The following is a 22,688-nucleotide window of genomic DNA, read 5'->3' on the forward strand; positions in this document are numbered from 1 at the left end:
ACGCGGCTACCCTGGAAGGAACATGGCACATCTTCTCGGCGCTGAGGCGCTCCACCTCGAATATCCGACCAGGGTCGTCTTCGACTCCGTGACCCTCGGCATCGAGGAGGGCGACCGCATCGGCATCGTCGGCCGCAACGGCGACGGCAAGTCGAGCCTCCTCGGCATGCTGGCCGGCATCAAGGAGCCGAACTCCGGCCGCGTCACCGTGCGCGGAGGCACGCGGATCGGCGTGCTCGATCAGGCCGACAACCTGCCGGACGATCTCACGATCAGCGCAGCGGTGGTCGGTGACACCCCGGAGTACGAGTGGGCGGGTGACGCGCGCGTGCGCGACGTCATCGAAGGACTGCTCACCGACCTGCCGTGGGACGCGGAGATCGGATCCCTCAGCGGTGGGCAGCGGCGCCGGGTCTCGCTCGCGAAGCTCCTCACCGGGGACTGGGACGTCATCGCGCTCGACGAGCCCACCAACCACCTCGACGTCGAGGCGATCACCTGGCTCGCCGGGCACCTCAAGAAGCGCTGGTCGCCGAACTCGGGGGCCCTCATGGTCGTGACCCACGACCGGTGGTTCCTCGACGAGATCAGCACCGAGACCTGGGAGGTGCACGATCGCATCGTCGAACCCTTCGAAGGCGGCTACGCGGCGTACATCCTGCAGCGCGTCGAGCGCGATCGCATGGCGGCCGCGACCGAGGCGAAGCGTCAGAACCTCGCCAAGAAGGAGCTCGCATGGCTCCGCCGCGGCGCTCCCGCCCGCACGGCGAAGCCCAAGTTCCGCATCGACGCGGCCAACGAGCTCATCGCCGACGTGCCCGAGATCCGCGACAAGGTCTCGCTGCAGTCGCTGGCCGTCTCGCGGCTCGGCAAGGACGTGGTCGATCTCCTCGACGTCGGTGTGACCTACCCGACGGCGGACGGCGGCGAGAAGGTCGTGCTGCGCGACATCGAGTGGCGCATCGCGCCGGGCGAGCGCACCGGCATCCTCGGCGTGAACGGTGCCGGAAAGTCCACGCTGCTCGGACTCATCTCCGGCACCGTGGAGCCGACGGTCGGCCGCGTCAAGCGCGGCACGACCGTGAAGGTGCAGACCCTCACGCAGCGGCTCGACGAGCTCACCCAGCACTGGAACGACCCGGTGCGCGTGATCATCTCGGGCCTTCGCACCTCGTACACGATGGGGGCCGGTTCCAAGGCGCAGGATCTCACTCCTGGGCAGCTGCTCGAACGGCTCGGGTTCGACTCCGCCCAGCTCTCCACTCCGGTCAAGGACCTCTCGGGTGGCCAGCAGCGCCGTCTGCAGCTGCTGCTCGTGCTGCTCGACCAGCCGAACGTGCTGATCCTCGACGAGCCGACCAACGACCTCGACACCGACATGCTCGCCGCGATCGAGGATCTTCTCGACTCCTGGTCAGGCACGCTCCTCGTCGTCAGCCACGACCGGTACTTCCTGGAGCGCGTCACCGACCAGCAGTACGCGATCCTCGACGGTCACCTGCGCCACCTGCCCGGCGGGGTCGACGAGTACCTGCGGTTGCGCCACCTTCAGGCCTCCACGGGGTCGAAACAGACCGCGACGGCCGCCGCGACGGCGACGGCGACGGCGACCGCCACGGGGCTCGACGGTGCGGCCCTGCGCACGGCGCAGAAGGAGGTGTCCGCCCTCGAGCGACGCATCCAGAAGCTCACGCAGCAGGTGAACGCCGCCAAGACCGCGCTGGCCGACCACGACCAGTCCGACTACGAGGGTCTCGGCGAGCGGATGAAGAAGATCAGCGAGCAGCAGGCCGAGATCGAGGAGCTGGAGCTGCGCTGGTTCGAACTCACCGAGGAGATCGGCTGACGGAGGAATATCCTTCTCCCAACGCTGTTGGGAGGTAGGGATGGAAGGCCTCGAAGTAACAGTCCTGCTCGGACTCACGATTCTCGTCGGAACCCTTATCGCCCCGCGCGTGCGTCTCGCGCTGCCCCTCGTCCTGGTCATCTTCGGGCTGCTGCTGGGCTTCGTGCCGCAGCTGCGCGAGGTGCAGCTGCCGCCCGAGACGGTGCTGCTGCTGTTCCTGCCGGTGATGCTCTTCTGGGAGAGTCTCACCACGTCACTCCGGTCGATCCGGCGGGACTTCCGCTACATCCTCCCGATGAGCACCGTGCTCGTGGTCGCCTCGGCGTTCGCGGTCGCCGGCATCGGGGTGCTGTTCGGGATGCCGTGGGAGATCGCCCTCATCCTCGGGGCTGCGGTGGCTCCCCCCGATGCCACGGCCGTCGCCGCCCTCGGGCGCCTGCTGCCGCGCCGCATGTTCATGAAGCTCAAGGCCGAGAGCCTGACCAACGACGGCACGGCCCTGGTGCTCTACGCGATCGCGGTGTCGCTCGCCCTCGGCGGTCAGATCACCCCGTTGTCGGTCACGCTCGACGTGCTGCTGTCGTATGTCGGCGGCATCGCCGGGGGCGTCGTGGTCGCCGGCCTCGGCTATCTGCTGCTGCGGCGCACATCGTCGACGATCGTGATCAACGTCGCTCTGCTGCTGATCCCGTTCACGGCGTTCCTCGTCGCGGAGATGGTGCATGCCTCCGGTGTGCTCGCGGTCGTCGTGGCCGGACTCATCGTCGCCTACGTGGCGCCTCGTGTCACGACCGCCTCGTCGCGACGGCAGGCGGATGCGGCCTGGCCGTTCGGCGTCTTCCTGCTCAACGGCGCCCTGTTCGTGCTGATCGGCCTCGAGGTGCAGTACGTCGTGCACGAGATCTCGGCGGCGGCGATCGGGCGCCTCGTGCTCCTCACCCTCGCGGTGTGGGTGACGCTGCTGGTCGTGCGCTATCTGTTCCAACTGCTCAACGTGCTCGTCCAGCGTCCGGCCGGCCTTCGTCCGGCTCCCGGCGCTCGGGCACGGGCCAGAGTCGTCTCCACGGTCGCCGGCATGCGCGGTGCCGTGTCACTCGCGATCGCGCTGTCGGTCCCCGCTGCCGTCACCGAGGGCGGGGCCGTAAACGGACGCGATGAGATCGTGTTCGTCACCGCCGGTGTCATCCTCCTGAGTCTGCTCGTGCAGGGTCCGCTCCTGCCCGCCATCGTGCGGTGGGCGCGGTTCCCCGTCGATCATGTCGAGGACGAGGAGTACGAGCTCGCGGAGCGGGCGATCTCCGGGGCGGCGCTCGCCGCTCTCGACGACCTCGCCTCCGAGCACGGCGTCGGGCAGGAGGTGCTCGACCACGTGCGGTCCGAGGGGTATCGCATGCTCGAGGTCGCGAACGCCCGTGCCCTGGCCCGCGAGCAGGCTCTGGTCGACGCGGAGGCCGATGCGCTCGACGAGATGCTCGGCGAACCCGACCCGCTCGGCGCCGGAACCGCGGGACCGACCCGCCCCGTCGCCCCAGGAGCGGATCAGGACTCCGACGGCGGCACCGCGCAGATCGCGGCGGCCGACGCCACCGACGGCGGGGTGCTGCAGATCATCGCCACTTCGGCGGACGTCGATCTCGCCCAGCGCTCGCCGCTGATCCGCCACGACGAGCACACGAGACTCAAGCTCGCCCTCATCGACCGCAAGCGCGAGGTGCTGCTGGGGCTGCGCGGCTCCGGCACCGTCGATGACATCGTCGTGCGCCGCATCTCAGCCCGCCTCGACCTCGAGCAGGTGCGCCTGCAGGGGATCGAGGAGTACGACTGAACGTCGGCGGCAGCGAGCCCCGGTACGACGATCGGCGAACCCCGCCGAGGAAGACGAGGAGTGCGATGTCCACGACCATGAGAGCCATCGTTCTCGACCGGTTCGGCGATGAATCCGAGCTGCGCGGGCGTTCCGTTCCGACTCCGACGGTGGGGGAAAGCGACGTGCTCATCCGCGTCGATGTCGCCGGCGTCGGGTCCTGGGATCGGGTCGAGCGCGAAGGCCACTTCGAAGGGTCCTTCGGCGTCCCCTCGGCGTTCCCCTACATCCTCGGATGGGAAGGTGCGGGAATCGTCGAGGATGTCGGCGCCGAGGTCACGCGCTTCACGCGGGGAGACCGCGTCTACGCGGCGTCGATGCCCGTGCCGAGAGGGGGGTTCTATGCCGAGTACGCCGTGGTCGATGAGGAACACGTCGCACTCGTACCCGAACGCCTCACGAACGAGCAGGCGGGTGTTCTCGCCTGGGATGCACTGACCGCCGCTAGCGGACTCGACGTGATCGATGCCAGACCCGGCGACGCGGTGATGATCTTCGGTGCGAGCGGGGGGATCGGGCATCTCGCCGTGCAGCTTGCCAAGCATCGCGGGCTCCGGGTCCTCGCGGTGGCCTCAGGACGGGACGGGGTATCGCTGGCCGGAGGCCTCGGTGCCCATGCCGCCGTCGACGGTAGGCGGGACGACGTGCTGGCGGCCATCGAGAGCTTCGCTCCGGATGGCCTCGACGGCGCACTCGTCACCGCCGGAGGTCGGGCGGCCGAGGATGCGCTGCGCGGGGTGGCATCGACGGGGCGCATCGCGTGGGCGCACGGCGTGAATCCGCCGCCGTCGGCCGACCTCGTCGAACGCGTGTCGTTCTACGACGGCGACCGCAGCCGGGAGGCGCTGCAGCGTCTGAACGAGGTCATCGAGTCCAGTCTCATCGCCCCGCACGTGGCGCAGGTGTTCGAAGCTGATGACATCGTGACGGCGCACCGGGCGCTGCGAGGCCATTACGTGGGAAAGCTGGCGTTGCGCGCACCGCGCTCCTCGCGCCCGCTGTGACGCCGTGTGACACTCGATTCCGCGTGCGTCGCGCGGCCTGCCTAACGTATTCGAGTCCCCCCAAGAGAGGAACTCCTTCACATGTCACGCCGCACCACTTCCATCCTGGCCGCGCTCGCCGCGGTCCCGCTCTTCGTCGCACTCACCGGGTGCGCCACGGGGTCGTCCGATGCCGGATCCGGCAGTGAGGGATCGTCGGAGAACGAGGTCGTCAAGATCGGCGTCGTCGGCGAGAGCGATCCGCAGTGGCCCGCGTTCGTGGATGCGGCTGCGGCGGAGGGCATCACCGTCGAGCTCGTCGATTTCGGTTCGTACGAGCTTCCGAACCCCGCGCTGAGCGAGGGCGAGGTGGACCTCAACCAGTTCCAGCACATCGTGTATCTGGCGCAGTACAACGAGGCGTCGGGCGATGACCTTGCCGCGATCGGTTCGACGCAGATCTACCCGCTGGGCCTCTACTCGACGAAGTACGACTCCGTGAAGGACATCCCAGAAGGAGAGACCGTCGCTGTGCCCGATGACGCCTCGAACCAGGCCAGGGCGCTGCTGGTGCTGCAGGCCGCGGGGCTCGTCGATCTGAAGGACGGCGGTACCGCGTTCTCGGATCTCGCTGACGTCGATGAGAGCAAGTCCAAGGTCAAGGTCACAGCGCTGGAAGCGGCCCTCACCCCTGAAGCCCTGCCCGATGTCGCAGCGGCCGTCATCAACAACGACTTCGTGGAGGACGCAGGGCTTTCGTTCGATGACGCGCTTTTCACCGACGACCCCAAGGACCCGAGCGCGCTGCAGTATGTGAACATCTTCGCGTCGCGCGCTGAAGACGTCGACAACAAGACCTACCTCAAGCTGGTGGAGATCTTCCAGACCGACAAGGGCGTGCAGGAAGGCCTGGCGAAGTCGTCGGGCGGCACCGGCGTGACGCTTCAGACTCCAGCCGACGAGCTTGCATCGCTGCTCAAGGATGTCCGGAAGGACGTTGCCGCCAACGGCTGATCAACGTGACCTGAGAGAATCGGGCGACGCATGCGCGTCGCCCGATTCCGCATCTTCAGGTCGACCACGCCCTTCTCCCCTCTCAAGACCGGAGCACCCCATGCCGATCGTCTCCCTCGAGAATGTGTCGAAGAAATACCCATCCCCGGCGGCGGCCGACGAGCAGATCACGGCGGTCGACGACGTCACGCTGCAGATCGATCAGGGTGACGTCTACGGCATCATCGGCTATTCGGGGGCCGGCAAGTCGACCCTCGTGCGTCTCATCAACGCGTTGGAGCCTGCCTCCGAGGGGCGTATCACCGTCGACGATGTGGAGATCACCGCTCTCACGGAGCGGGAGCTGCGCCGCGTGCGCAGCGGAATCGGAATGATCTTCCAGCAGTTCAATCTCTTCTCTTCGAAGAGCGTGCGGGCGAACGTCGGGTACCCGCTCAAGCTCGCCGGATGGTCGAAGCCCGACATCGAGGCGCGAGTCGCCGAGCTGCTCTCCTTCGTGGGTTTGAGTGACAAGGCGCGGTCGTACCCCGAGCAGCTCTCCGGCGGTCAGAAGCAGCGCGTCGGCATCGCCCGCGCCCTCGCCACGAGGCCGGCGATCCTCCTCGCAGACGAGGCGACCAGCGCGCTCGACCCGGAGACCACGCACGAGGTGTTGTCGCTGCTCAAGAAGGTCAACGAGGAACAGGGCGTGACGATCGTCGTCATCACGCATGAGATGGACGTCATCCAGACGATCGCGACGAAGGTCGCCGTCATGGACCGCGGTCGCGTCATCGAGCAAGGCGACGTGTTCGAGGTCTTCTCCAACCCGCAACACGCGGCGTCGCAACGCTTCGTCGGCACGGTCGTGAAGGGGGTACCGTCTCCGTCCGAACGTGCTGTGCTCCGCGAGCGCCACGATGGACGCCTCGTGACGTTCTCGTTCCGCGACGGCGGTCCGTCCCAGGCGCAGGTCTTTCTTCAGCTCGCCGATGCGGGACTGGAGTTCGAGCTCGTGTTCGGGGGAATCAACGACATCCGCGGGCGGGCCTTCGGGCACCTCACTCTCGCGATCCGCGGCGAGGACGGAGTCATCGAGCGGACGCTCGCGAGCATCGCCCAACATGTCGACGTGTCCGACATCGACAGCGAGGAGGTGCGCTGATGGATCGTCTCATCGAGCTGGGGCCGGAGTTCTGGACGGCTGCTGTCGAGACTCTCTACATGGTCTCTCTCACGCTGGTGCTGGGCGGCCTGCTGGGTGGTCTGATCGGCGTCGGTCTGTACCTCACTCGGCCGGGAGGGATGCTGCAGAACCGCGCTGTCTCCGCGGTGCTGAATCTCTTCATCAACTTCTTCCGCCCCATCCCGTTCGTGATCCTGATCACGGTGCTGATCCCGTTCTCACGCTTCATCGTGGGCACTGGCATCGGCACGAACGCCGCGATCGTCGCGCTGGTCGTGGCATCGATGTTCGCGATCGGTCGTATCGTCGAGCAGCACCTCGTCGGGGTGTCGCCCGGAGTGATCGAAGCTGCCCGCGCCATGGGAGCGGGCCCTTGGCGCACGCTCTTCACCGTCGTGATCCCGGAGGCACTGGGCCCGCTCATCCTCGGATACACTTTCGTCATCGTCGCGCTCATCGACATGACCGCAATGGCCGGGTACATCGGCGCCGGCGGACTCGGCAATTTCGCGTTGACGTACGGCCGTCGTCAGTTCGAGCCCGTGGTGATGTGGGCGGCCGTGCTGCTCATCGTCGTCTTCGTGCACGTGGCCCAGACGCTCGGAACGCGCCTGGCGCGCAAAGTCATGCGCCGCTGACGGGATCTTCGCCGACGGGATCTTCGCCGGGGGGCGCGTGCTGCAGCGTGCGCCGCGTGGTGAACACCCGCTCCTCGCCGCTCAGCGGGTCGACGAACCGCAGCTCCCGCGCGAGCAGTTGCAGGGGGCGGTCGAAGTCGTCGGGCAGGTCATCGAGCAGCTCGGGGTAGAACCTGTCGTTGAGGATGCCGATGCCGAGGGCCGCGAGGTGCACGCGCAGCTGGTGCATCTTTCCGCTGTGCGGTCTGAGCAGGGTGTGCACCACGCGATCGTCGCTGCTGATCAGCGCGATCAGCGTCTCGGCGTTCGGTTCCCTGGAGTCGTCGACCTGCACCCGCACCTGGGCCCGCGGCTTCTCGATGTGGTTGCGATACACGAGGGGGAACGAGGGCAGCCCGCCGCCCTCGGGGAGTGCGGAGACCGCCTCGTAGACCTTCTGCACGTGCCGGTTCTCGAACATCAGCTGGTAGGCACCGCGGGTCGCCGGCCGCGTCGAGAACATCAGCAGCCCGGCGGTCGCACGGTCCAGGCGGTGGATCGGCGCCAGGTCGGGATTGTCGAGGAGATTGCGTAAGCGCACCAGCGCCGAGTTCTGCAGGAACTTGCCGCCGGGAGTCGTCGGCAGGAAATGCGGCTTGTCGACGACCACGAGGTGCTCGTCCTGGTGCAGGACCTCGATCTCGAAGGGGATCCGCGTCTCGACAGCGGGTTCGCGGTAGTACCAGACGAACTCGACGCTGCCCAGCGGGGCGTCGCGAGGGACGGGGGAGCCGTCGGCCCGCACGATCTCGCCGCGGTCGAACCGCGCGAGCAGACGCTCGGGATCCAGGTGGAAGAAGCGCTCGACCATGTAGGCCGCGGCGGTGGGCCACGGCCCGGTCAGCGGCACGTGCAGTCGAGTGGCTCCCACGCCGTCGCGCACAGGGAGGGGGGAGGGCATGCCCATCAGATGCGGCCGGTCACGAGTCGAAGCTCAGGCTCAGCTTGCGCAGCAGTCCCGCGAGGCGATCCCGGTCCGAGCGGGAGAGGGCCTGCAGCAGATCCGCCTCCACGTCGACCAGACGCGTGATGGCGGCATCCACACGGATGCGGCCGTCGTCGGTGAGCGTCACCAGCACACTGCGGCCGTCACCGGGGTCTGCCTCGCGACGCACGAAGCGCCGTCCGACGAGACGGTCGATCCGGTTGGTCATGGTGCCGCTGGACACCAGTGTCTGCTGCAGCAGTTGCTTGGGGGAGAGCTGGAACGGCGTGCCGGCCCTGCGCAGCGCCGACAGCACATCCCACTCCCAGTGCTCCAGATCGCTGCGACGGAACACATCACGGCGGGCGCGGTCGAGGTGTCGCGACAGACGATCCATCCGGGAGAGGACCTCGAGGGGCGAGAAGTCGAGGTCGGGGCGCTGGGTGTTCCACGCGCCCACGATCCGGTCGACCTCATCCGCCTCGCTCATCCGCCCATTATCGCGTGTGCGGGTCGGCGATCACGGACGCGGGGGCAGATCGAGCGTCATGAAGGTGCTGTACGGGTCGGCGGTGTAGCCGCCGAACGGTCCGCATTCACGGAAGCCGACCGCGTGGTACAGGGCTCGTGCCGGGGCGAAGAAGTCGACGCTCCCGGTCTCCAGGGAGATCCGGCGGATGCCGCGGGCCTCGGCATCCGCCAGGAGGAAGCCGAGCATCGTGCGTCCGAGGCCGCGTCCGCGCAGAGCGGGGTCAGTGCGCATGGACTTGATCTCCTCGTGTGCGTCCTCGACCGCTACCAGCGCTCCGGTGGACACGGGGCGGCCGTCGAGGTGACCGGCGAACAGCCGCACACCGGGGGCGAGCAGTCGCTCGAACACCAGGGCGTGACGACTCTCCGCCGGTGCCGTGTGCTCCATCTCCGCGTGATGGGCGACCAGGAACTCGGCGAGGGCGGGGCTCGCGGTCTCCACCCGCTCGATCACGATGCTCATCTCGTCAGCATCCCAGAGCCGTGTTTCCGACGGATGACGAGCGGTGGTGTCAGCGGATCCGGGGTCGGAGCATGGCAGACTTGTCCCCGCGGCGTCCTCGGGGCGGCGCGGTCCGCCGTGGTGTAATGGCAGCACGACAGCCTTTGGAGCTGTTAGGTCTAGGTTCGAGTCCTGGCGGCGGAGCATGACTGGGAACAATCTCGCCATCATCGTCCTCGCCGCAGGCCAGGGCACCCGCATGAAGTCGCGCCTGCCGAAGGTGCTGCACCCGATCAGCGGTCGTCCGCTGGTGGGTCACGTCCTCACCACGGCGGGGCGGCTCCAGGCCGCGCACGTCGAGGTGGTCGTGCGGCACGAGCGCGACCAGGTTGTCGCAGCTCTCCAGGCCGACTACCCGGATGCGGTGTTCGTCGACCAGGACGACATCCCCGGAACCGGACGTGCGGTGCAGGTGGCCGTGGACGCTCTCCCCGCCGACTTCGACGGCGACGTGCTCGTGCTCTCGGGCGACTGCCCGCTGGCCGATGCCGACACCCTCTCCGCCTTCCTCGCGGAGCACCGCGCCTCGGGTGCTCCGGCCACGCTGATGACGGCCCTGGTCGACGATCCGACCGGCTACGGACGCGTCGTGCGCGATGCCGACGGCGGCGTCGATCGCATCGTGGAGCAGAAGGACGCCAACGCCGAAGAGGCAGCCGTGCGCGAGATCAACGCCGGGATGTATGTGTTCCGTGCTGCGACGCTTCGGGACTACCTGCCCAGGGTCGGCGTCGACAACGCTCAGGGCGAGATGTACCTGACCGACGTCCCCGGCCTGCTGCGCCGCGACGGCGACAGGGTGGCGGCGTCGGTCGTCTCCGACATCTCGGTCACCTTCGGCGTCAACGACCGTGCTCAGCTGGCCGAGGTCGGTCGTCTGCTCAACCAGCGCATCGTGCGCCGCTGGCAGCTCGAGGGTGTCACCGTGATCGACCCGACCACCACCTGGATCGATGACGACGCGACGCTCGCGCCCGACGTCACGATCCTCCCGAACACGCAGATCCTGCGGGCCACGGCGATCGCCTCCGGCGCCGTCATCGGTCCGGACACGACTCTGGTCGACTGCGAGGTCGGCGAGGATGCGATCGTCCGCCGCACCGACGCCACTCTCGCCGTGATCGGCGCCGAGGCGACGGTGGGCCCGTTCTCGTTCCTCCGCCCCGGCACGGTCCTGGGCGCCAAGGGCAAGATCGGCGCCTACGTCGAGACCAAGAACGCCGAGATCGGCGCAGGCAGCAAGGTGCCCCACCTCTCGTACGTGGGCGACGCCACGATCGGGCGCGGCGTGAACCTCGGCGCGAGCACGATCACGGCCAACTACGACGACGTGAACAAGCACCGCACCGAGATCGGCGACGAGGTGCACACCGGGTCGCACACGGTGCTCGTCGCGCCCGTTAGGCTGGGAGCCGGTGCGAAGACCGGTGCAGGCGCCGTCGTCCGCAAGGACGTCCCCGCCGGCGCTCTGGCCATGAGCGTCGCGCCCCAGCGCAACATCGAGGGCTGGGTCGAGAAGAACAGAGCAGGGACGGGCGCGGCGGATGCTGCGTCCCGCGAGAATTCGGCGGAATAGGCGGACATGGCGCGCAAGAAGAAGACGGTCGATCTGGATCGCGACAACGGCGTGGCCCCCGGGATCATCGCCAAGACCAAGAAGCGGCTCGTCGTCGCCGGCGGTCGTTCGCACCCCGAGCTCACCGCAGCCGTCGCCGAGGCGCTCGGCACCGAGATCGCACCGGTGGAGCACCGCACGTTCGCATCGGGTGAGATCTACGCCCGCTTCGAGGTGTCGATCCGCGGCGTGGATCTCTTCCTCATCCAGACGTTCGGCGAACCGGTCAACGAGTGGCTCATGGAGACGCTCATCATGATCGACGCCGCCAAGCGCGCGTCGGCCAAGCGCATCACCGTCGTCGCGCCGTACTATCCGTATTCGCGTCAGGACAAGAAGGGCCGCGGCCGTGAGCCGATCAGTGCCCGCCTCGTCGCCGATCTGCTGAAGACCGCAGGCGCCGACCGTGTCATGAGCGTCGACCTGCACGCGGCGCAGATCCAGGGGTTCTTCGACGGTCCCGTCGACCACCTGTTCGCCAAGCCCGTCCTCCTGGACTACTTCGAGCGCACCCTGTCGCCGGCCGACCGGGAGATCCTCACCGTCGTGTCGCCGGACATGGGCCGCGTGCGTGTCGCCGACACGTGGTCGGACAGCCTCGGCGCTCCGCTCGCGATCATCCACAAGCGCCGCGACCCGAAGGTCGCCAACCAGGTCTCCGTGCATGAGATCGTGGGTGCCGTCGACGGCCGCACCTGCCTGCTCGTCGACGACATGATCGACACCGGCGGCACGATCGTCAAGGCGGCCCAGGCGCTCAAGGCGAACGGCGCCCACCGCGTCATCGTGGCGGCGACGCACGCGATCTTCAGCGATCCGGCATCGGAGCGGCTGCAGGACTCGTCCATCGACGAGGTCGTGATCACCGACACGATCCCGCTCACCGAATCGCGTCGCTGGGACAACCTGACCATCCTCCCGATCGCCCCGCTGCTCGCACGCGCGATCCACGAGGTGTTCGAGGACGGCTCCGTGACGAGCATGTTCGGCGGCGACGCGTAACGCATCGTCACGGCACAGCCCGCGCATAGCCGCCGTGCCTACGGTCGAATGGTCGACGAGCGCGTCGGCCGACACCGAGCCGGGAGGACCACAATGATCCGCACGACCGTACCGACCTCTGTCCGCAAGGGAACCGCACTCCTCGGGATCGCGGGACTCTTCGTCCTCGCCGGATGCTCCGGAACCGCTGACGCCGAGACGCCGAACAGCACCGGCAGCACGCCAGATGCCGGTTCTTCCTCCTCGTCGTCCGGCGGCGATTCCACGGGGACCTACGCCGACGGCACCTACACGGCCGAGGGCTCGTACCAGACGCCGGAGACGGTCGAGGAGATCTCCGTCACCCTCACGCTCGCCGACGGCGTCGTGACAGACGTCGAGGTCACGGGAGACCCGCAGGCCCCCGAGAGCAAGCAGTACCAGGGGCAGTTCATCGCCGGGATCGCCGACGAGGTCGATGGCAAGGCACTCGACGACCTGAACGTCAGCCGCGTGGCCGGCTCGTCGCTCACCAGCGGCGGGTTCAACAAGGCCGTCGAGTCGATCAAGGAGCAGGCCGCCTCCTAGGCGCCTGACTTCCCCATGGCGAGCTGGCGCTTCGAGGCCATCGGAACGCACTGGGAGATCGAGACGACGGACGCGCTTCCGGAATCCGCGACGGCAGCGGTCTCGGCGGAGATCGAGCGCTTCGACCGCGAGTGGTCCCGGTTCCGCTCGGACTCGGACGTCTCGCGCCTCGGTCGGGAGGGCGGCGCTCTGACTTCCACCGATGCCGGGCCCATGCTCGACGCGTATCGCGAGCTCTCCGCCGCGACCGGGGGAGCCGTCAATCCGCTCGTCGCCGACAGCCTCGACGCGCTCGGATATGACGCGGACTATTCGCTGACTGCAGGGGATCCGGTGCGCGCTCCCGATACCTGGGCGCAGGGCCTGTCCTGGACGGACACCGGGGTCACCGCATCCACCCCGGCCCTGCTCGATGTCGGCGCGCTCGGCAAAGGACGCCTCGTCGACCTCGTGACGGCGGTCTTGGCGGGCGTGCCCGGAGATCTCGTGGTCGACGCCGGCGGCGACATCCGCGTCCGCGGGTCCGGTGTGCGCATCGGCCTGGAGCATCCGTTCGACCCGACGAAGGCGATCGGGGTCGTCGAGGTGCAGGATCAGGCACTGTGCGCCTCGGCGATCAACCGACGGGCGTGGGGGAACGGGCTGCATCACGTGCTCGACGCCCGCACCGGACTCCCGGTGCGCACCTGGGCCGCGACCTGGGCGTGGGCACCGGAGGCGATGACGGCCGATGCGGTGGCGACGGCCCTCTTCTTCGACGGCGGCGACGAGATCGCGACCGCCTGGGGCGTCGAGTGGGTGCGGATGAGTACGGACGGACGCGTGCAGCGCTCGCCCGAGTGCCCGGCCGAGCTGTTCCTCGCCGCGGGGGAGTCGTCCCCGGCAGCCCAGAACTAGGGAAGAGTGGAAACGTGATCACCTCATTCGCCGCCGCACGTCAGCGGGTCCTCGCGGTGCTGGGCTCGCTGTCGATGTACCGCCTCGTGCTGTTCGCGCTCGTCGCTCTCGCGGTCGTCGCCTTCGTGCTCTCGCTGTTCGGCGTGATCGTCTCGCCCACCCCGCTCGAGCTCGTGGCATCGTTCCTCGTGCTCGCGGTCGTCATCTCCGCCGTCGACGCCGCGGCGCAGCGCATGCTCCGGCTGCCCTGGCGCATCGAGTCGTCGCTGGTGACGGCGCTCATCCTGCTGTTCGTGCTCCGACCGGGCGTCGAGGCCGGCGCGCTGCTCGGTCTCGCGCTCGCCGGTGCGGTCGCGAGCGTCTCGAAGTACCTGATCGCCTGGCGCGGGCGTCACATCTTCAACCCTGCCGCGTTCGGCGCCGCCGTGGTCTCGATCCTCGGAGCGTTCGGCGCCTTCGAGTGGCTGGGCACGTCGTCGTCGTGGTGGGTCGGCACGCCGGTGCTCACGATTCCCGTGGCCGTGCTGGGCCTCGCAGTGCTGTGGCGCACCGAGAAGATCCGAGTGGTCCTGGTGTTCCTCGCCGTCGCCGTGGCCACATCGGTCGTGCGGCAGGCCGTGCAGGCCGTGGAGTTCGACATCACCTTCGACATCGCGACGGCTCTGCAGTTCGCGCTGCTGCAGTCGCCGTTCCTGTTCCTCGGAGCGTTCATGCTGTCGGAGCCGCTCACCCTCCCGCCGCGCCGCCGGCAGCAGCTCGTGGTGGCTGTCGTCGTCGGGCTGCTCGCGGGGTGGCCGATCTCGGTGGCCGGTCTCTTCACGCTCGGTCAGGAGCGCGCCCTGCTGATCGGCAACCTGGTCGCGTTCGCCTTCGCCCTGCGCGGTTCGGTGCGGCTGGTGCTCGAACGGCGCGAGTTCGTGACCCCGACCGCCCAGGAGCTGACGTTCCGCGCCAAGGGCCGGGTGCGTTTCCTGCCGGGACAGTACCTCGAGCTCGACGTCCCGCATCACCGACCCGATGCCCGAGGAACCCGTCGGGAGTTCAGCATCGTGTCGGCGCCGGCCGATCTGCCGACGCTGCGCATCGCCTACAAGAACGGCGACCAGAAGCATCCGTCGAGCTACAAGCGTGCTCTCGCCGCGGCCGAGCCCGGTGCGACCTTCGCGGTGACCGGAACCTGGGGCGACTTCATCCTGCCCCGCGGGGAGCAGCCGGTGCTCATGGTCGCCGCCGGCATCGGGGTGACGCCCTTCGTGTCGCAATTGCGCCAGCTGCAGGCGACCGGGCAGCAGCGCGACGTGGTGCTCGTGTACGTCGCCTCCGACGCCTCCGAGCTCGCCTTCCGCGAGGAGCTGGCAGCGACCGGCGTGCGCACCGTCGTGTTCACCCGTGATGAGCCCGCCGACCTCCCGGCGCACTGGTCGTGGGCGCAGGGCGCGCGTCTGGATGCGGAGACCCTCGAGCGCACCGTCGCCGACCTGGCCGCGCGTCACGCCTTCATCTCCGGCCCGCCGCGGCTCATCGCCGACCTCGCCCCCGCCCTGCAGAAAGCACGGAGCCTCACGACCGACGCCTTCGCCGGATACTGATCCGGCCTACCCGTCGGGTCAGGCCGCGGGGGTGCCGCCGGTCGTCGCCGGGTTCATGGGGATGCGGACGGTGAAGGTCGTGTCACCGGGCTCGCTGGTCACGGTGATGAAGCCGTGGTGGCCCTCGACGATGGCCTTCGCGATCGCGAGCCCCAGCCCGGTGCCGCCGGTCTGACGAGCCCGCGAGCTGTCTCCGCGGGCGAAGCGGGCGAAGAGCTCGTCGCGGATGGCGGGGTCGATCCCTGGGCCGTCGTCGTGCACGCGCAGCACGGCATCCTCGCCCTCCTGAGCGACGCTCAGAGTGACGGTCGTGCCGGCGGGCGTGTGGGTGCGGGCGTTGGCGAGCAGGTTCGCGACGACCTGGTGCATGCGTCCGGCGTCTCCCACGATCGTCACGGGCTCGTCGGGCACGTCGATGTTCCAGTGGTGGTCGACCGCGGTCGGCCGCGCGTCCGAGAGACCCTCGAGGGCCAGCTGGGTGAGGTCGACGGTTCCGTAGACCAGCTCCCGGCCCTCGTCGAGACGCGCGAGCAGCAGCAGGTCCTCGACGAGACGGGTCATGCGCAGCGACTGGGCCTGGATGCGCTCCAGCGACGACGTCGTGCTCTCGATGACCTCGGGCCGCTCCGCCTCCTGGTCCGACTGGCGCAGGGCGCGCAGCGACAGCTCCGAGTACCCGCGGATGGACGCGAGCGGGGTGCGCAGCTCGTGGCTGGCGTCGGCGACGAAGCGCCGCATCCGCTCCTCGTTCTTCTGCCGGGAGGCGAGCGAGGTGTTCACGTGGTCGAGGAGCTTGTTCAGCGAGGCTCCGACGAGTCCGGTCTCGGTACGGGGATCGGCTTCGGAAGCGGGAACGCGCTCGGTGATGGTCACCTCACCGCGGTCGAGTTGCTGATTCGCGACCCTGGTCGCGGTCAGTGCGACGGCACGGAGGGGACGCAGGCTCACGCGGATGGTGATCGCCGTGGTCAACGCGAGGAGGATCAGACCGCCGATCGTCGCCAGGGCGATCACGGTGAGCAACTGTGTGAGCTGGTTCTGGATATCGTCGCGGGGGAGACCGGTCACCACGATCAGGCCGTTGCTCGTCGGCAGCGCCATGACGCGGTACGAGCCGAGGTCGGTGAGGGTGACGGTCGCGACGGAGACGTCTTTCAGCGCGGTCGCTGCTTCCGCCATCTGGGCGCCCGTCAGCGTCGTCAGCAGGCCGCCGATACCGTCGTCGGCCGTGGCCGATGTGGCCGATGCGGTGAGCCCGCTGTACCCCGTGACGGGGCTCCACACTGCGAAGAGCAATCCCGGCGGCGGTGTGGAAGGTCCGTCCAGGATGTTCTGCGCGGTGGCCGACGAGGGTGCGAAGGCCTCGGTCGCCCGGACGAGCTGGTGGGCGTAGGTGCTCAGCTTCTGGTCGAGCTGGTCTTCCATCGTCTTGCCCAGCGTCGCGCTGGTGATGACGGCGACGATGATGAGGATCAGCGACACGAACCCGATCACGGCGGTCATCAGCCGTGTCTGCAGGCTCATCGGCCTTCTCATCATCGTCGCTGAGCTCACTGCGGGGCCTTGATCATGTAGCCGACGCCGCGCACAGTGTGCAGCAGCGGCGTGCGTCCGGCGTCGATCTTCTTGCGCAGGTACGAGATGTACAGCTCGACCACCGACGACTTGCCGCCGAAGTCGTAGCTCCACACCCGGTCGAGGATCTGCGCCTTCGACAGCACTCGGCGCTCATTGCGCATCAGGTAGCGCAGCAGCTCGAACTCGGTCGCGGTGAGCTCGATCTCGGTGCCGTCTCGCACGACCTCGTGGCTGTCCTCGTTGAGGGTGAGGTCGGCGACGCGCAGGATCGACTGTCCGTCGTCGGCGGTGGCGTGGCCGGTGCGGCGGATGATCGCCCGCAGCCGTGCGATCACCTCCTCCAGGCTGAACGGCTTCGTGACGTAGTCGTCGCCTCCGGCGGTGAGACCGGCGACGCGATCGCCCACGGCGTCCTTCGCAGTGAGGAACAGCACGGGGACGAGGTTGCCGGACTCCCGCAGACGCTTGAGCACGGACATCCCGTCGAGGTCGGGCATCATGATGTCGAGCACGAGCGCATCAGGTTCGAACTCGCGCGCCACCTGGAGCGCCTCCATGCCGGACGAAGCGGTCCTCACCTCCCAGCCCTCCATGCGCAGTGCCATCGCGAGCAGGTCGGTCAGCATCTGCTCGTCGTCGACGGCGAGGATGCGCAGGGGGGAGCCGTCGGGGCGGCGCAGTTCGGGCAGGTCGCTGGTCATGTGCCTATTCTGCGGAATCTCCTATGCGATTTCTATGGAGAACGCTATGCGTTGTCTGGGAGATCCGCAGGAGCGCTCAGATCACGCGCTCGTCGGGGAGCGCGAGGAAGTCCATGCCGTCCTGCAGGGCGAGGCGGTCGGACAGCTCGCCGAGGGGTCCGTCGAGATGACCGCAGGCTCGCACGCCGAGGCGCTTCGGGCCCGGCAGCGCGTGATACACCGCGAACTGCCCGCGCGGGTCGACGGCGGGATCGAGCACGGCCGCACTGACGTGCACGGGAATGCGCAGACGACGTGCCGCGATCGCCGCGTCGAAGTAGTCGAGGACGGGGCGAACCTCTGGATGGTCGCGCAGGTGCCCGCGAACGGCCTCTCCGCTGCCGGTGCAGCGCCGCGAGAGGCGCACGTCGTGGTTGCCGAAGCTCGGGACGTCGAGGACCGCGCGTCGGAACCGGGCGTCCCAGGGAAGGGCCAGGGCGCCGATGCCACCGCCGAAGCTGCCGCCGCTGAAGTCGAGCGATCCCGCCACGGCGGGCGCGATCTCGAGGAGGATCGTGGCTGCGCGCCAGATGTCGGCTGCGCTGAAGCGATGCGAGTAGGTGTCGCGATGGGCGATGCCGGCCAGGACATGCTCGTCCGGCGATGCGGGGAAGCGGCTGGCGGTGCCGACGTGCGTCCCGGGGGCGACGGGGAAGATCGCCGCGGTATGGGCGGGCACCCTCTCGACGTCGGGTCCCGTGCGACCGCCGTAGCCGTGCCCGACGACGAGGCCGCGCCGCGCGTCGGTGACGGCATGGGGCCGCATCACGAAGGCGGTGGCGTGTTCATCGGCCGAGGAGCGGAAGCGGATCTCCATCACGCGATGCGTCGCGGTCTCGGGGTGCTCACGAATGAGCTCCCACGCCACCGCTCCCGCACCGAACTCCTGAAAGGTGCCCCGCCAGAAGGCGTCGAAGTCCTCGGGCTCTGCCGGTGATTCGGGGGGAGTGAGGAGCGCACTCAGCGAGTACTCCGTCATCTCCTCGCGAGGGGTCTGGGTCACCGCGGGCGTCCTTTCGGGGTGGTCTGCCTCGACGACGCTACCGGTGTCGAGCGGAAGCGTCGGTGGGAGGATCGGTGAGGCGCGTTCCATTGACATGATCGCATATGAATTGCAGTATGTGGATCATGGATTCAATAGCTGGCGATGGAGCCGAAGACAATCCCCTGATGTGGAGCCGACGCTCCGTGCTGCGAATGCTCGTGATCGCCGGTGTGCTTCCTCCGGTGCTCGGCTCGTCCTCCGGCTCGGCACCCGCTGCGGCCACCGAGCTCACCACGCCGGGCGGGGTCTATGCCGATGCGCTCCGCCGCCTGGAGAAGCCGAATCTGGCGTTCTCGCAGGTCGCCCAGCTGGTCGGCCAGAACCACCGGATGACCTTCCTCCAGGCGACGTGGGACGGCGGGGCGACCATTGTGCGCGACCTGGAGATCAAGCACAACGGCGGCTGGTTGTCGATCACCGACCCCGCCCATCGGTTCGACGAGCAGTGGCTCGTGCTGGAGGGGGCACTGCCGACGGGGAGCGCCCCGGAGCTGTACGGGCCGCTCACCCCGAGCTGGCTCGGTTTCACCTCCTACCAGGTGCTCGGGCCGCAGGCCATCGAGCTGACCACGAGCACCGACGATGTCGATCTGGTCGTGCGGTGGAGGCTGGAGGGCGCTCACCCCGAGGCCCACCACGTGCTCACGGCCAAGACCGCCGGCGACTACATCGTCGGCTACCAGAGCCAGGACACGAGGTCGCTCGACGACCTCGACGAGGTGCTGTGCGGTTCGTACCAGCATGCGCTCTCGGTGCTCGACGGCTCCGCGCCCCTGGGTGCCTGGGAGCTCTTCGCGCCGATGGCGCTGACGCAGTACTCCGTCGGCGGCGTCGCCGTCACCTCGGGGGTGTACCTGCCGTCGGAGGTCGCCGAGTTCGTGCATGAACGTCAGCTCATGGCGGACCGGCAGCCGTACGGCATGAGCCTGCGCAACGACAGCCTCGACATCGTGCCGTCCATGTACTCGCCGCAGCCGGGCCTGCGCACGGCCATGACGGGCGGACAGCAGCGGGGATTCGCGTTCGGCATCGCCGCTCGTGCGGACACGCTGTACGGCACCTACGCGCAGCTGTGCCGGAACGAATACGGTCTGAGCGCCTATCGGCACAACGTCTACGACCGATCGCTCACGGATGCCGTGCACGCGATGACAGCGCTGATCGCGGTGGAGCCCAGCGGCGACGACTCCGTCGACTACGTCCCGTCGTACTCGGGCTGGTGGAACCGCGCGAAGGGCTTCGTCGACGTCGAGAACGAGGATGCGGTCCGCGCCGCGGCGAGCGGGGTCGTGCTCGCCGCGCACTATCTGACCGGAACCGCCGACAGCACGCTGTACGAGCGTCGCGCGCGGCCGCTCGTGGAGTATCAACTCTCCCGCAAGGGCATCGGGCACACGCCGATGATCGGCAGCCCGGTCTACAACGACAAGACCCAGTACCGGATCGGGCGGATCCCCACCGATGCCGTGAATCTCGCGTCGCTGTACCAGCTCACGCACGGGCGGAATGCGGGCATCCAGCGGCTCGCGGTACAGGCGACCAAGGCCGGCGTTGTCGGTCAGAGCAGGGCGCCGTTCTCGAACGCGCTGGCGACGTACCGGGTCACGGGGGATCCGGCCTATCTCGCGGAGGCGACGCTGATCGCGCGGCGCTACTCGCAGGAGCAGATCCTCACGCCCTATCGGAGCAACGGACAGCCGCCGGGCGGGTTCGCGTACAGCTTCTCGAAGTACTGGGTCGACCTGCTGGAGATGTTCGAGGCGACGGGCGAGACCGAGTTCCTCGACGGGGCATATCGCGAGGTGCAACGGTTCATCACGCAGACGGCGGTGCGCCCGGTGCCCGACACCACCGTCACCGTACCCGTCGGGTCGGTCATCACGCAGCAGTACGACTGGGAGTCGCGTTCGTCTCTCCCGTCGTACCCGACGACGAACGTTCCGACGGAGACTGTGCCGGCCTGGTACGTCTCGCCCTCCGGCCTGACGTTCGAGGCGCTGTCGTCGTTCAAGCTCGGCGTCAGCACATTGACGAACCCGGGCGGAGGCTACGTGTTCAACCCCTGCTGGGCCGGAGCTCTGCTGCGCCTGGCGCATCACACCGGTGACGAGCTGCTCGCCGACATCGCGCACAACATGGTGATCGGGCGCTTCACCACGTATCCCGGCTATTACGGGCGGCAGTTCCAGGTCGCGCACATGAAGCCCGACTTCGCGACCAGCGGGCCGGTCGGCATCACCGGGTACTACTTCCACCACGCGCCCGCCCAGCTCGGTCTCGCGATGGACTATCTGATCAGCGAGAGCTTCTACCGCAGCGCCGGCGCGATCGAGTTCCCGCACGTGTTCGAGGCGGACTTCGCGTATTTCAAGTTCTTCGCCTATGGTCACGCGCCGGGGACGTTCTTCGGCGAGGACGGCGTGTGGCCGTACTTCCCCGAGGGGCTCATCGAGGTCGACAACCCTCTGGTCAACTGGATCGGCGGCGTCGGCAACGAGGCCCTGTACGTGAGCCTCACGAACTCCGCCGGCACCCCGCAGCAGGTGGTGGTCGACCTCTCCACCGACCTGACGGGCCTGCCCCGCAGCTCGTCGAACGCGGTCGAGGTCGTGGCCGCGAACGGCGCCCGCTCGACCACCGCGGCCCAGAGCGGCCGCGTCACCGTCACGGTGCCTGCCCGCGGGTTGGTGGCACTGGTGGTGCGGAACGTCACGGTGCAGAGGCCGGGGCTGCCCTTCGACGACATCGTCGATCACGGGGGCGACAGCTTCCACGAGGTCGACTCCGATCCGGCGACCGAGTACGGGGTCGCGCGCGGGATGCTCCTGGTCCGTCCCGACGGGCAGGGGTACGACGCCTACGTGCAGATCGACACCGAGCAGCAGGCCACGCTGTCATATCGCATCGGCACGCAGGCGGTGCAGCAGGCGCCACAGAAGGCGTACCCGTTCGAATGGACGATCCCCGTCGACGACCTCACCAAGACGTTCCGATACACGATCACCTCCGGGGGCACGACCACGCCCGAGGTCACGCTGCGACTGCCCGCGCGGATCAGCGGAGCGAATCCCGGTCTCGCGGGCGACGTCATCGCGCAGGCGACGGGAACCGCGGGCGACCGCGTGCCGCTGATCATCGAGGTGCGAAACGCCACCGACGATCCGATCACGGGCACCGTGGCGGTGACCCTGCCGTCTGGCTGGCAGATCGAAGGTGCGGTCCCGTCGCTCTCCGTGCCCGCACAGGGATCTGCGCGGGTGGAATCCGCGGCCGTCATCGCGACGGCCGCAGCGCTCGGCGAGGTCGAGGTGAAGGCGAAGCTGACGATCGCCGGCGAGGACCCCGTGACGCTGCGCCCCGCCGCGATCGAGGTGATCGACCGGCGCCGGCTGGTGTCGCTCACCTCGGACGTCGAGATCGTCAGCGGCCCCGGCGCGGTAGCCACACTGACGGCTCTGGTGATCAACACCGGGGTCACCCCGCTGCAGGGAACCCTCGCGCTCTACGGCCTCACGGGCTGGAGCGTCGGGCAGCAGAGCGCGACGATCACGGTGCCGCCGAGGTCCGATCTGACCCACACCTGGACGGTGACGGCAGGGGTCGGCGTCGCACCGGGGTCATCGACCCGATTCGAGGCGCGGCTGGATCAGACGCTGCGTCGAGGGGTGCTCGTGCGGGTCGCCGACGAGGGCGTGATCGCCCACACCCAGTCGCCGTGGCCGGGCTACCTGGAATCGGGCAACTGGTACCCCAGCGGGCTCTCGGGCTGGAACGGGACCCGTACGCGGTACAGCGATTCCGACTCGGTCGGCAGCACCGTGACGTGGAACGTCGATCTGCCGCAGGCGGGGCTCTACCGCGTCTCGGTCTGGTATCCGACGAACCCCACGACCACGACGTCGGCGGCCTACGTCGTGGAGCATCAGAACGGAAGCTCCGAGGTGATCGTGGATCAGACGCAGGGAGCGGCGGCCTGGCGCTCGCTGGGTTCGTTCCGCTACGGCGCGGGGGCGACCGGGACCGTGCGGCTCGAGGTGCGCAACACCAGCATCCACCGGGTCAGTGCGGCGCAGTTCGTCCGTATCGGGGACTGACATGACGAAGGGGTGGGCCGGCCGGAGAGATCCGGCCGGCCCACCCCTTCGTGG

General features: G+C 68.7%; 18 protein-coding genes and 1 tRNA gene. 13 read left to right on the plus strand and 6 right to left on the minus strand.

Annotation, left to right across the window (positions count from 1 at the left end):
- Positions 1-22: 22 nt before the first annotated feature.
- From D514_RS21925 to D514_RS21950, 6 genes are all read left to right on the plus strand, one after another.
- Positions 23-1,846, plus strand: a complete 1,824-nt coding sequence (locus D514_RS21925; RefSeq protein WP_017828414.1) for an ABC-F family ATP-binding cassette domain-containing protein — start codon at positions 23-25, stop codon at positions 1,844-1,846.
- A gap of 40 nt (positions 1,847-1,886) precedes the next feature.
- Positions 1,887-3,671, plus strand: a complete 1,785-nt coding sequence (locus tag D514_RS21930; RefSeq protein ID WP_017828415.1) for a Na+/H+ antiporter — start codon at positions 1,887-1,889, stop codon at positions 3,669-3,671.
- A gap of 65 nt (positions 3,672-3,736) precedes the next feature.
- Positions 3,737-4,714, plus strand: coding sequence for an NADP-dependent oxidoreductase (locus D514_RS21935; RefSeq protein ID WP_017828416.1), 978 nt, complete (start codon positions 3,737-3,739; stop codon positions 4,712-4,714).
- Positions 4,715-4,795: 81 nt separating this feature from the next.
- Complete coding sequence (locus tag D514_RS21940; RefSeq protein ID WP_017828417.1) at positions 4,796-5,707, plus strand: MetQ/NlpA family ABC transporter substrate-binding protein; 912 nt, start codon at positions 4,796-4,798, stop codon at positions 5,705-5,707.
- A gap of 100 nt (positions 5,708-5,807) precedes the next feature.
- The gene (locus D514_RS21945) at positions 5,808-6,851 is read left to right on the plus strand and encodes a methionine ABC transporter ATP-binding protein (protein WP_017828418.1); all 1,044 of its coding nucleotides are present in this window, start codon (positions 5,808-5,810) and stop codon (positions 6,849-6,851) included.
- Positions 6,851-7,510 (plus strand): methionine ABC transporter permease, encoded by a 660-nt coding sequence (locus D514_RS21950; protein WP_017828419.1) that lies wholly within the window; start codon positions 6,851-6,853, stop codon positions 7,508-7,510. The genes D514_RS21945 and D514_RS21950 overlap by 1 nt, the downstream gene beginning before the upstream one ends.
- Here D514_RS21950 and D514_RS21955 read toward each other — a convergent pair.
- Genes D514_RS21955 through D514_RS21965 form a run of 3 tightly spaced genes read right to left on the minus strand, consistent with a single transcriptional unit; the run spans position 7,497 to position 9,468 of the window.
- Positions 7,497-8,450, minus strand: a complete 954-nt coding sequence (locus tag D514_RS21955) for a pseudouridine synthase (protein ID WP_201764747.1) — start codon at positions 8,448-8,450, stop codon at positions 7,497-7,499. The genes D514_RS21950 and D514_RS21955 overlap by 14 nt on opposite strands.
- 19 nt (positions 8,451-8,469) lie before the next feature.
- On the minus strand, positions 8,470-8,964 hold the full coding sequence (locus D514_RS21960; protein WP_017828421.1) for a MarR family winged helix-turn-helix transcriptional regulator: 495 nt from the start codon (positions 8,962-8,964) through the stop codon (positions 8,470-8,472).
- Positions 8,965-8,994: 30 nt separating this feature from the next.
- Positions 8,995-9,468, minus strand: a complete 474-nt coding sequence (locus D514_RS21965; protein ID WP_017828422.1) for a GNAT family N-acetyltransferase — start codon at positions 9,466-9,468, stop codon at positions 8,995-8,997.
- A 111-nt stretch (positions 9,469-9,579) separates the two neighbouring features.
- Here D514_RS21965 and D514_RS21970 point away from each other — a divergent pair.
- From D514_RS21970 to D514_RS21995, 6 genes are all read left to right on the plus strand, one after another.
- Positions 9,580-9,651, plus strand: a tRNA-Gln gene (locus D514_RS21970).
- Between the two features lies 1 nt (position 9,652).
- Positions 9,653-11,083 (plus strand): bifunctional UDP-N-acetylglucosamine diphosphorylase/glucosamine-1-phosphate N-acetyltransferase GlmU, encoded by a 1,431-nt coding sequence (glmU, locus tag D514_RS21975; protein WP_017828423.1) that lies wholly within the window; start codon positions 9,653-9,655, stop codon positions 11,081-11,083.
- Between the two features lie 6 nt (positions 11,084-11,089).
- Positions 11,090-12,124, plus strand: a complete 1,035-nt coding sequence (locus D514_RS21980; RefSeq protein WP_017828424.1) for a ribose-phosphate diphosphokinase — start codon at positions 11,090-11,092, stop codon at positions 12,122-12,124.
- A 93-nt stretch (positions 12,125-12,217) separates the two neighbouring features.
- The gene (locus tag D514_RS21985; protein WP_017828425.1) at positions 12,218-12,691 is read left to right on the plus strand and encodes an FMN-binding protein; all 474 of its coding nucleotides are present in this window, start codon (positions 12,218-12,220) and stop codon (positions 12,689-12,691) included.
- 15 nt (positions 12,692-12,706) lie between these two features.
- Positions 12,707-13,588, plus strand: a complete 882-nt coding sequence (locus D514_RS21990; RefSeq protein WP_017828426.1) for an FAD:protein FMN transferase — start codon at positions 12,707-12,709, stop codon at positions 13,586-13,588.
- A 74-nt stretch (positions 13,589-13,662) separates the two neighbouring features.
- Complete coding sequence (locus D514_RS21995) at positions 13,663-15,177, plus strand: FAD-dependent oxidoreductase (RefSeq protein ID WP_236610900.1); 1,515 nt, start codon at positions 13,663-13,665, stop codon at positions 15,175-15,177.
- A gap of 18 nt (positions 15,178-15,195) precedes the next feature.
- Here the strand turns inward: D514_RS21995 and D514_RS22000 are convergent, their stop codons facing one another.
- The 3 genes from D514_RS22000 to D514_RS22010 all read right to left on the minus strand — a co-directional run bounded on the left by D514_RS22000 (position 15,196) and on the right by D514_RS22010 (position 18,498).
- Positions 15,196-16,701, minus strand: coding sequence for a cell wall metabolism sensor histidine kinase WalK (locus tag D514_RS22000; RefSeq protein ID WP_017828428.1), 1,506 nt, complete (start codon positions 16,699-16,701; stop codon positions 15,196-15,198).
- A gap of 26 nt (positions 16,702-16,727) precedes the next feature.
- A complete protein-coding gene (locus D514_RS22005) occupies positions 16,728-17,456 on the minus strand; it encodes a response regulator transcription factor (protein WP_017828429.1) in 729 nt (242 codons plus the stop codon).
- Between the two features lie 76 nt (positions 17,457-17,532).
- Entirely contained in the window at positions 17,533-18,498 is a 966-nt protein-coding gene (locus D514_RS22010) for an acetylxylan esterase (RefSeq protein ID WP_186004803.1), read from the minus strand.
- A gap of 167 nt (positions 18,499-18,665) precedes the next feature.
- On the opposite strand from D514_RS22010, the gene D514_RS22015 reads away from it, so the two are divergent.
- Positions 18,666-22,634: a hypothetical protein gene (locus D514_RS22015; protein ID WP_017828431.1), complete on the plus strand. Its 3,969-nt coding sequence runs from the start codon at positions 18,666-18,668 to the stop codon at positions 22,632-22,634.
- Positions 22,635-22,688 lie beyond the last annotated feature (54 nt).

Source organism: Microbacterium sp. UCD-TDU, assembly GCF_000340625.1.
GTDB classification, from domain to species: domain Bacteria; phylum Actinomycetota; class Actinomycetes; order Actinomycetales; family Microbacteriaceae; genus Microbacterium; species Microbacterium maritypicum.

Excerpts from the sequence above, each read along its gene's own strand:
- D514_RS21925 (WP_017828414.1), top strand. The coding sequence starts at position 23 with ATGGCACATCTTCTCGGCGCTGAGGCGCTCCACCTCGAATATCCGACC.
- D514_RS21930 (WP_017828415.1), top strand. The coding sequence starts at position 1,887 with ATGGAAGGCCTCGAAGTAACAGTCCTGCTCGGACTCACGATTCTCGTC.
- D514_RS21935 (WP_017828416.1), top strand. The coding sequence starts at position 3,737 with ATGTCCACGACCATGAGAGCCATCGTTCTCGACCGGTTCGGCGATGAA.
- D514_RS21940 (WP_017828417.1), top strand. The coding sequence starts at position 4,796 with ATGTCACGCCGCACCACTTCCATCCTGGCCGCGCTCGCCGCGGTCCCG.
- D514_RS21945 (WP_017828418.1), top strand. The coding sequence starts at position 5,808 with ATGCCGATCGTCTCCCTCGAGAATGTGTCGAAGAAATACCCATCCCCG.
- D514_RS21950 (WP_017828419.1), top strand. The coding sequence starts at position 6,851 with ATGGATCGTCTCATCGAGCTGGGGCCGGAGTTCTGGACGGCTGCTGTC.
- D514_RS21955 (WP_201764747.1), bottom strand. The coding sequence starts at position 8,450 with ATGCCCTCCCCCCTCCCTGTGCGCGACGGCGTGGGAGCCACTCGACTG.
- D514_RS21960 (WP_017828421.1), bottom strand. The coding sequence starts at position 8,964 with ATGAGCGAGGCGGATGAGGTCGACCGGATCGTGGGCGCGTGGAACACC.
- D514_RS21965 (WP_017828422.1), bottom strand. The coding sequence starts at position 9,468 with ATGAGCATCGTGATCGAGCGGGTGGAGACCGCGAGCCCCGCCCTCGCC.
- glmU (WP_017828423.1), top strand. The coding sequence starts at position 9,653 with ATGACTGGGAACAATCTCGCCATCATCGTCCTCGCCGCAGGCCAGGGC.
- D514_RS21980 (WP_017828424.1), top strand. The coding sequence starts at position 11,090 with ATGGCGCGCAAGAAGAAGACGGTCGATCTGGATCGCGACAACGGCGTG.
- D514_RS21985 (WP_017828425.1), top strand. The coding sequence starts at position 12,218 with ATGATCCGCACGACCGTACCGACCTCTGTCCGCAAGGGAACCGCACTC.
- D514_RS21990 (WP_017828426.1), top strand. The coding sequence starts at position 12,707 with ATGGCGAGCTGGCGCTTCGAGGCCATCGGAACGCACTGGGAGATCGAG.
- D514_RS21995 (WP_236610900.1), top strand. The coding sequence starts at position 13,663 with ATGTACCGCCTCGTGCTGTTCGCGCTCGTCGCTCTCGCGGTCGTCGCC.
- D514_RS22000 (WP_017828428.1), bottom strand. The coding sequence starts at position 16,701 with ATGAGCCTGCAGACACGGCTGATGACCGCCGTGATCGGGTTCGTGTCG.
- D514_RS22005 (WP_017828429.1), bottom strand. The coding sequence starts at position 17,456 with ATGACCAGCGACCTGCCCGAACTGCGCCGCCCCGACGGCTCCCCCCTG.
- D514_RS22015 (WP_017828431.1), top strand. The coding sequence starts at position 18,666 with ATGTGGAGCCGACGCTCCGTGCTGCGAATGCTCGTGATCGCCGGTGTG.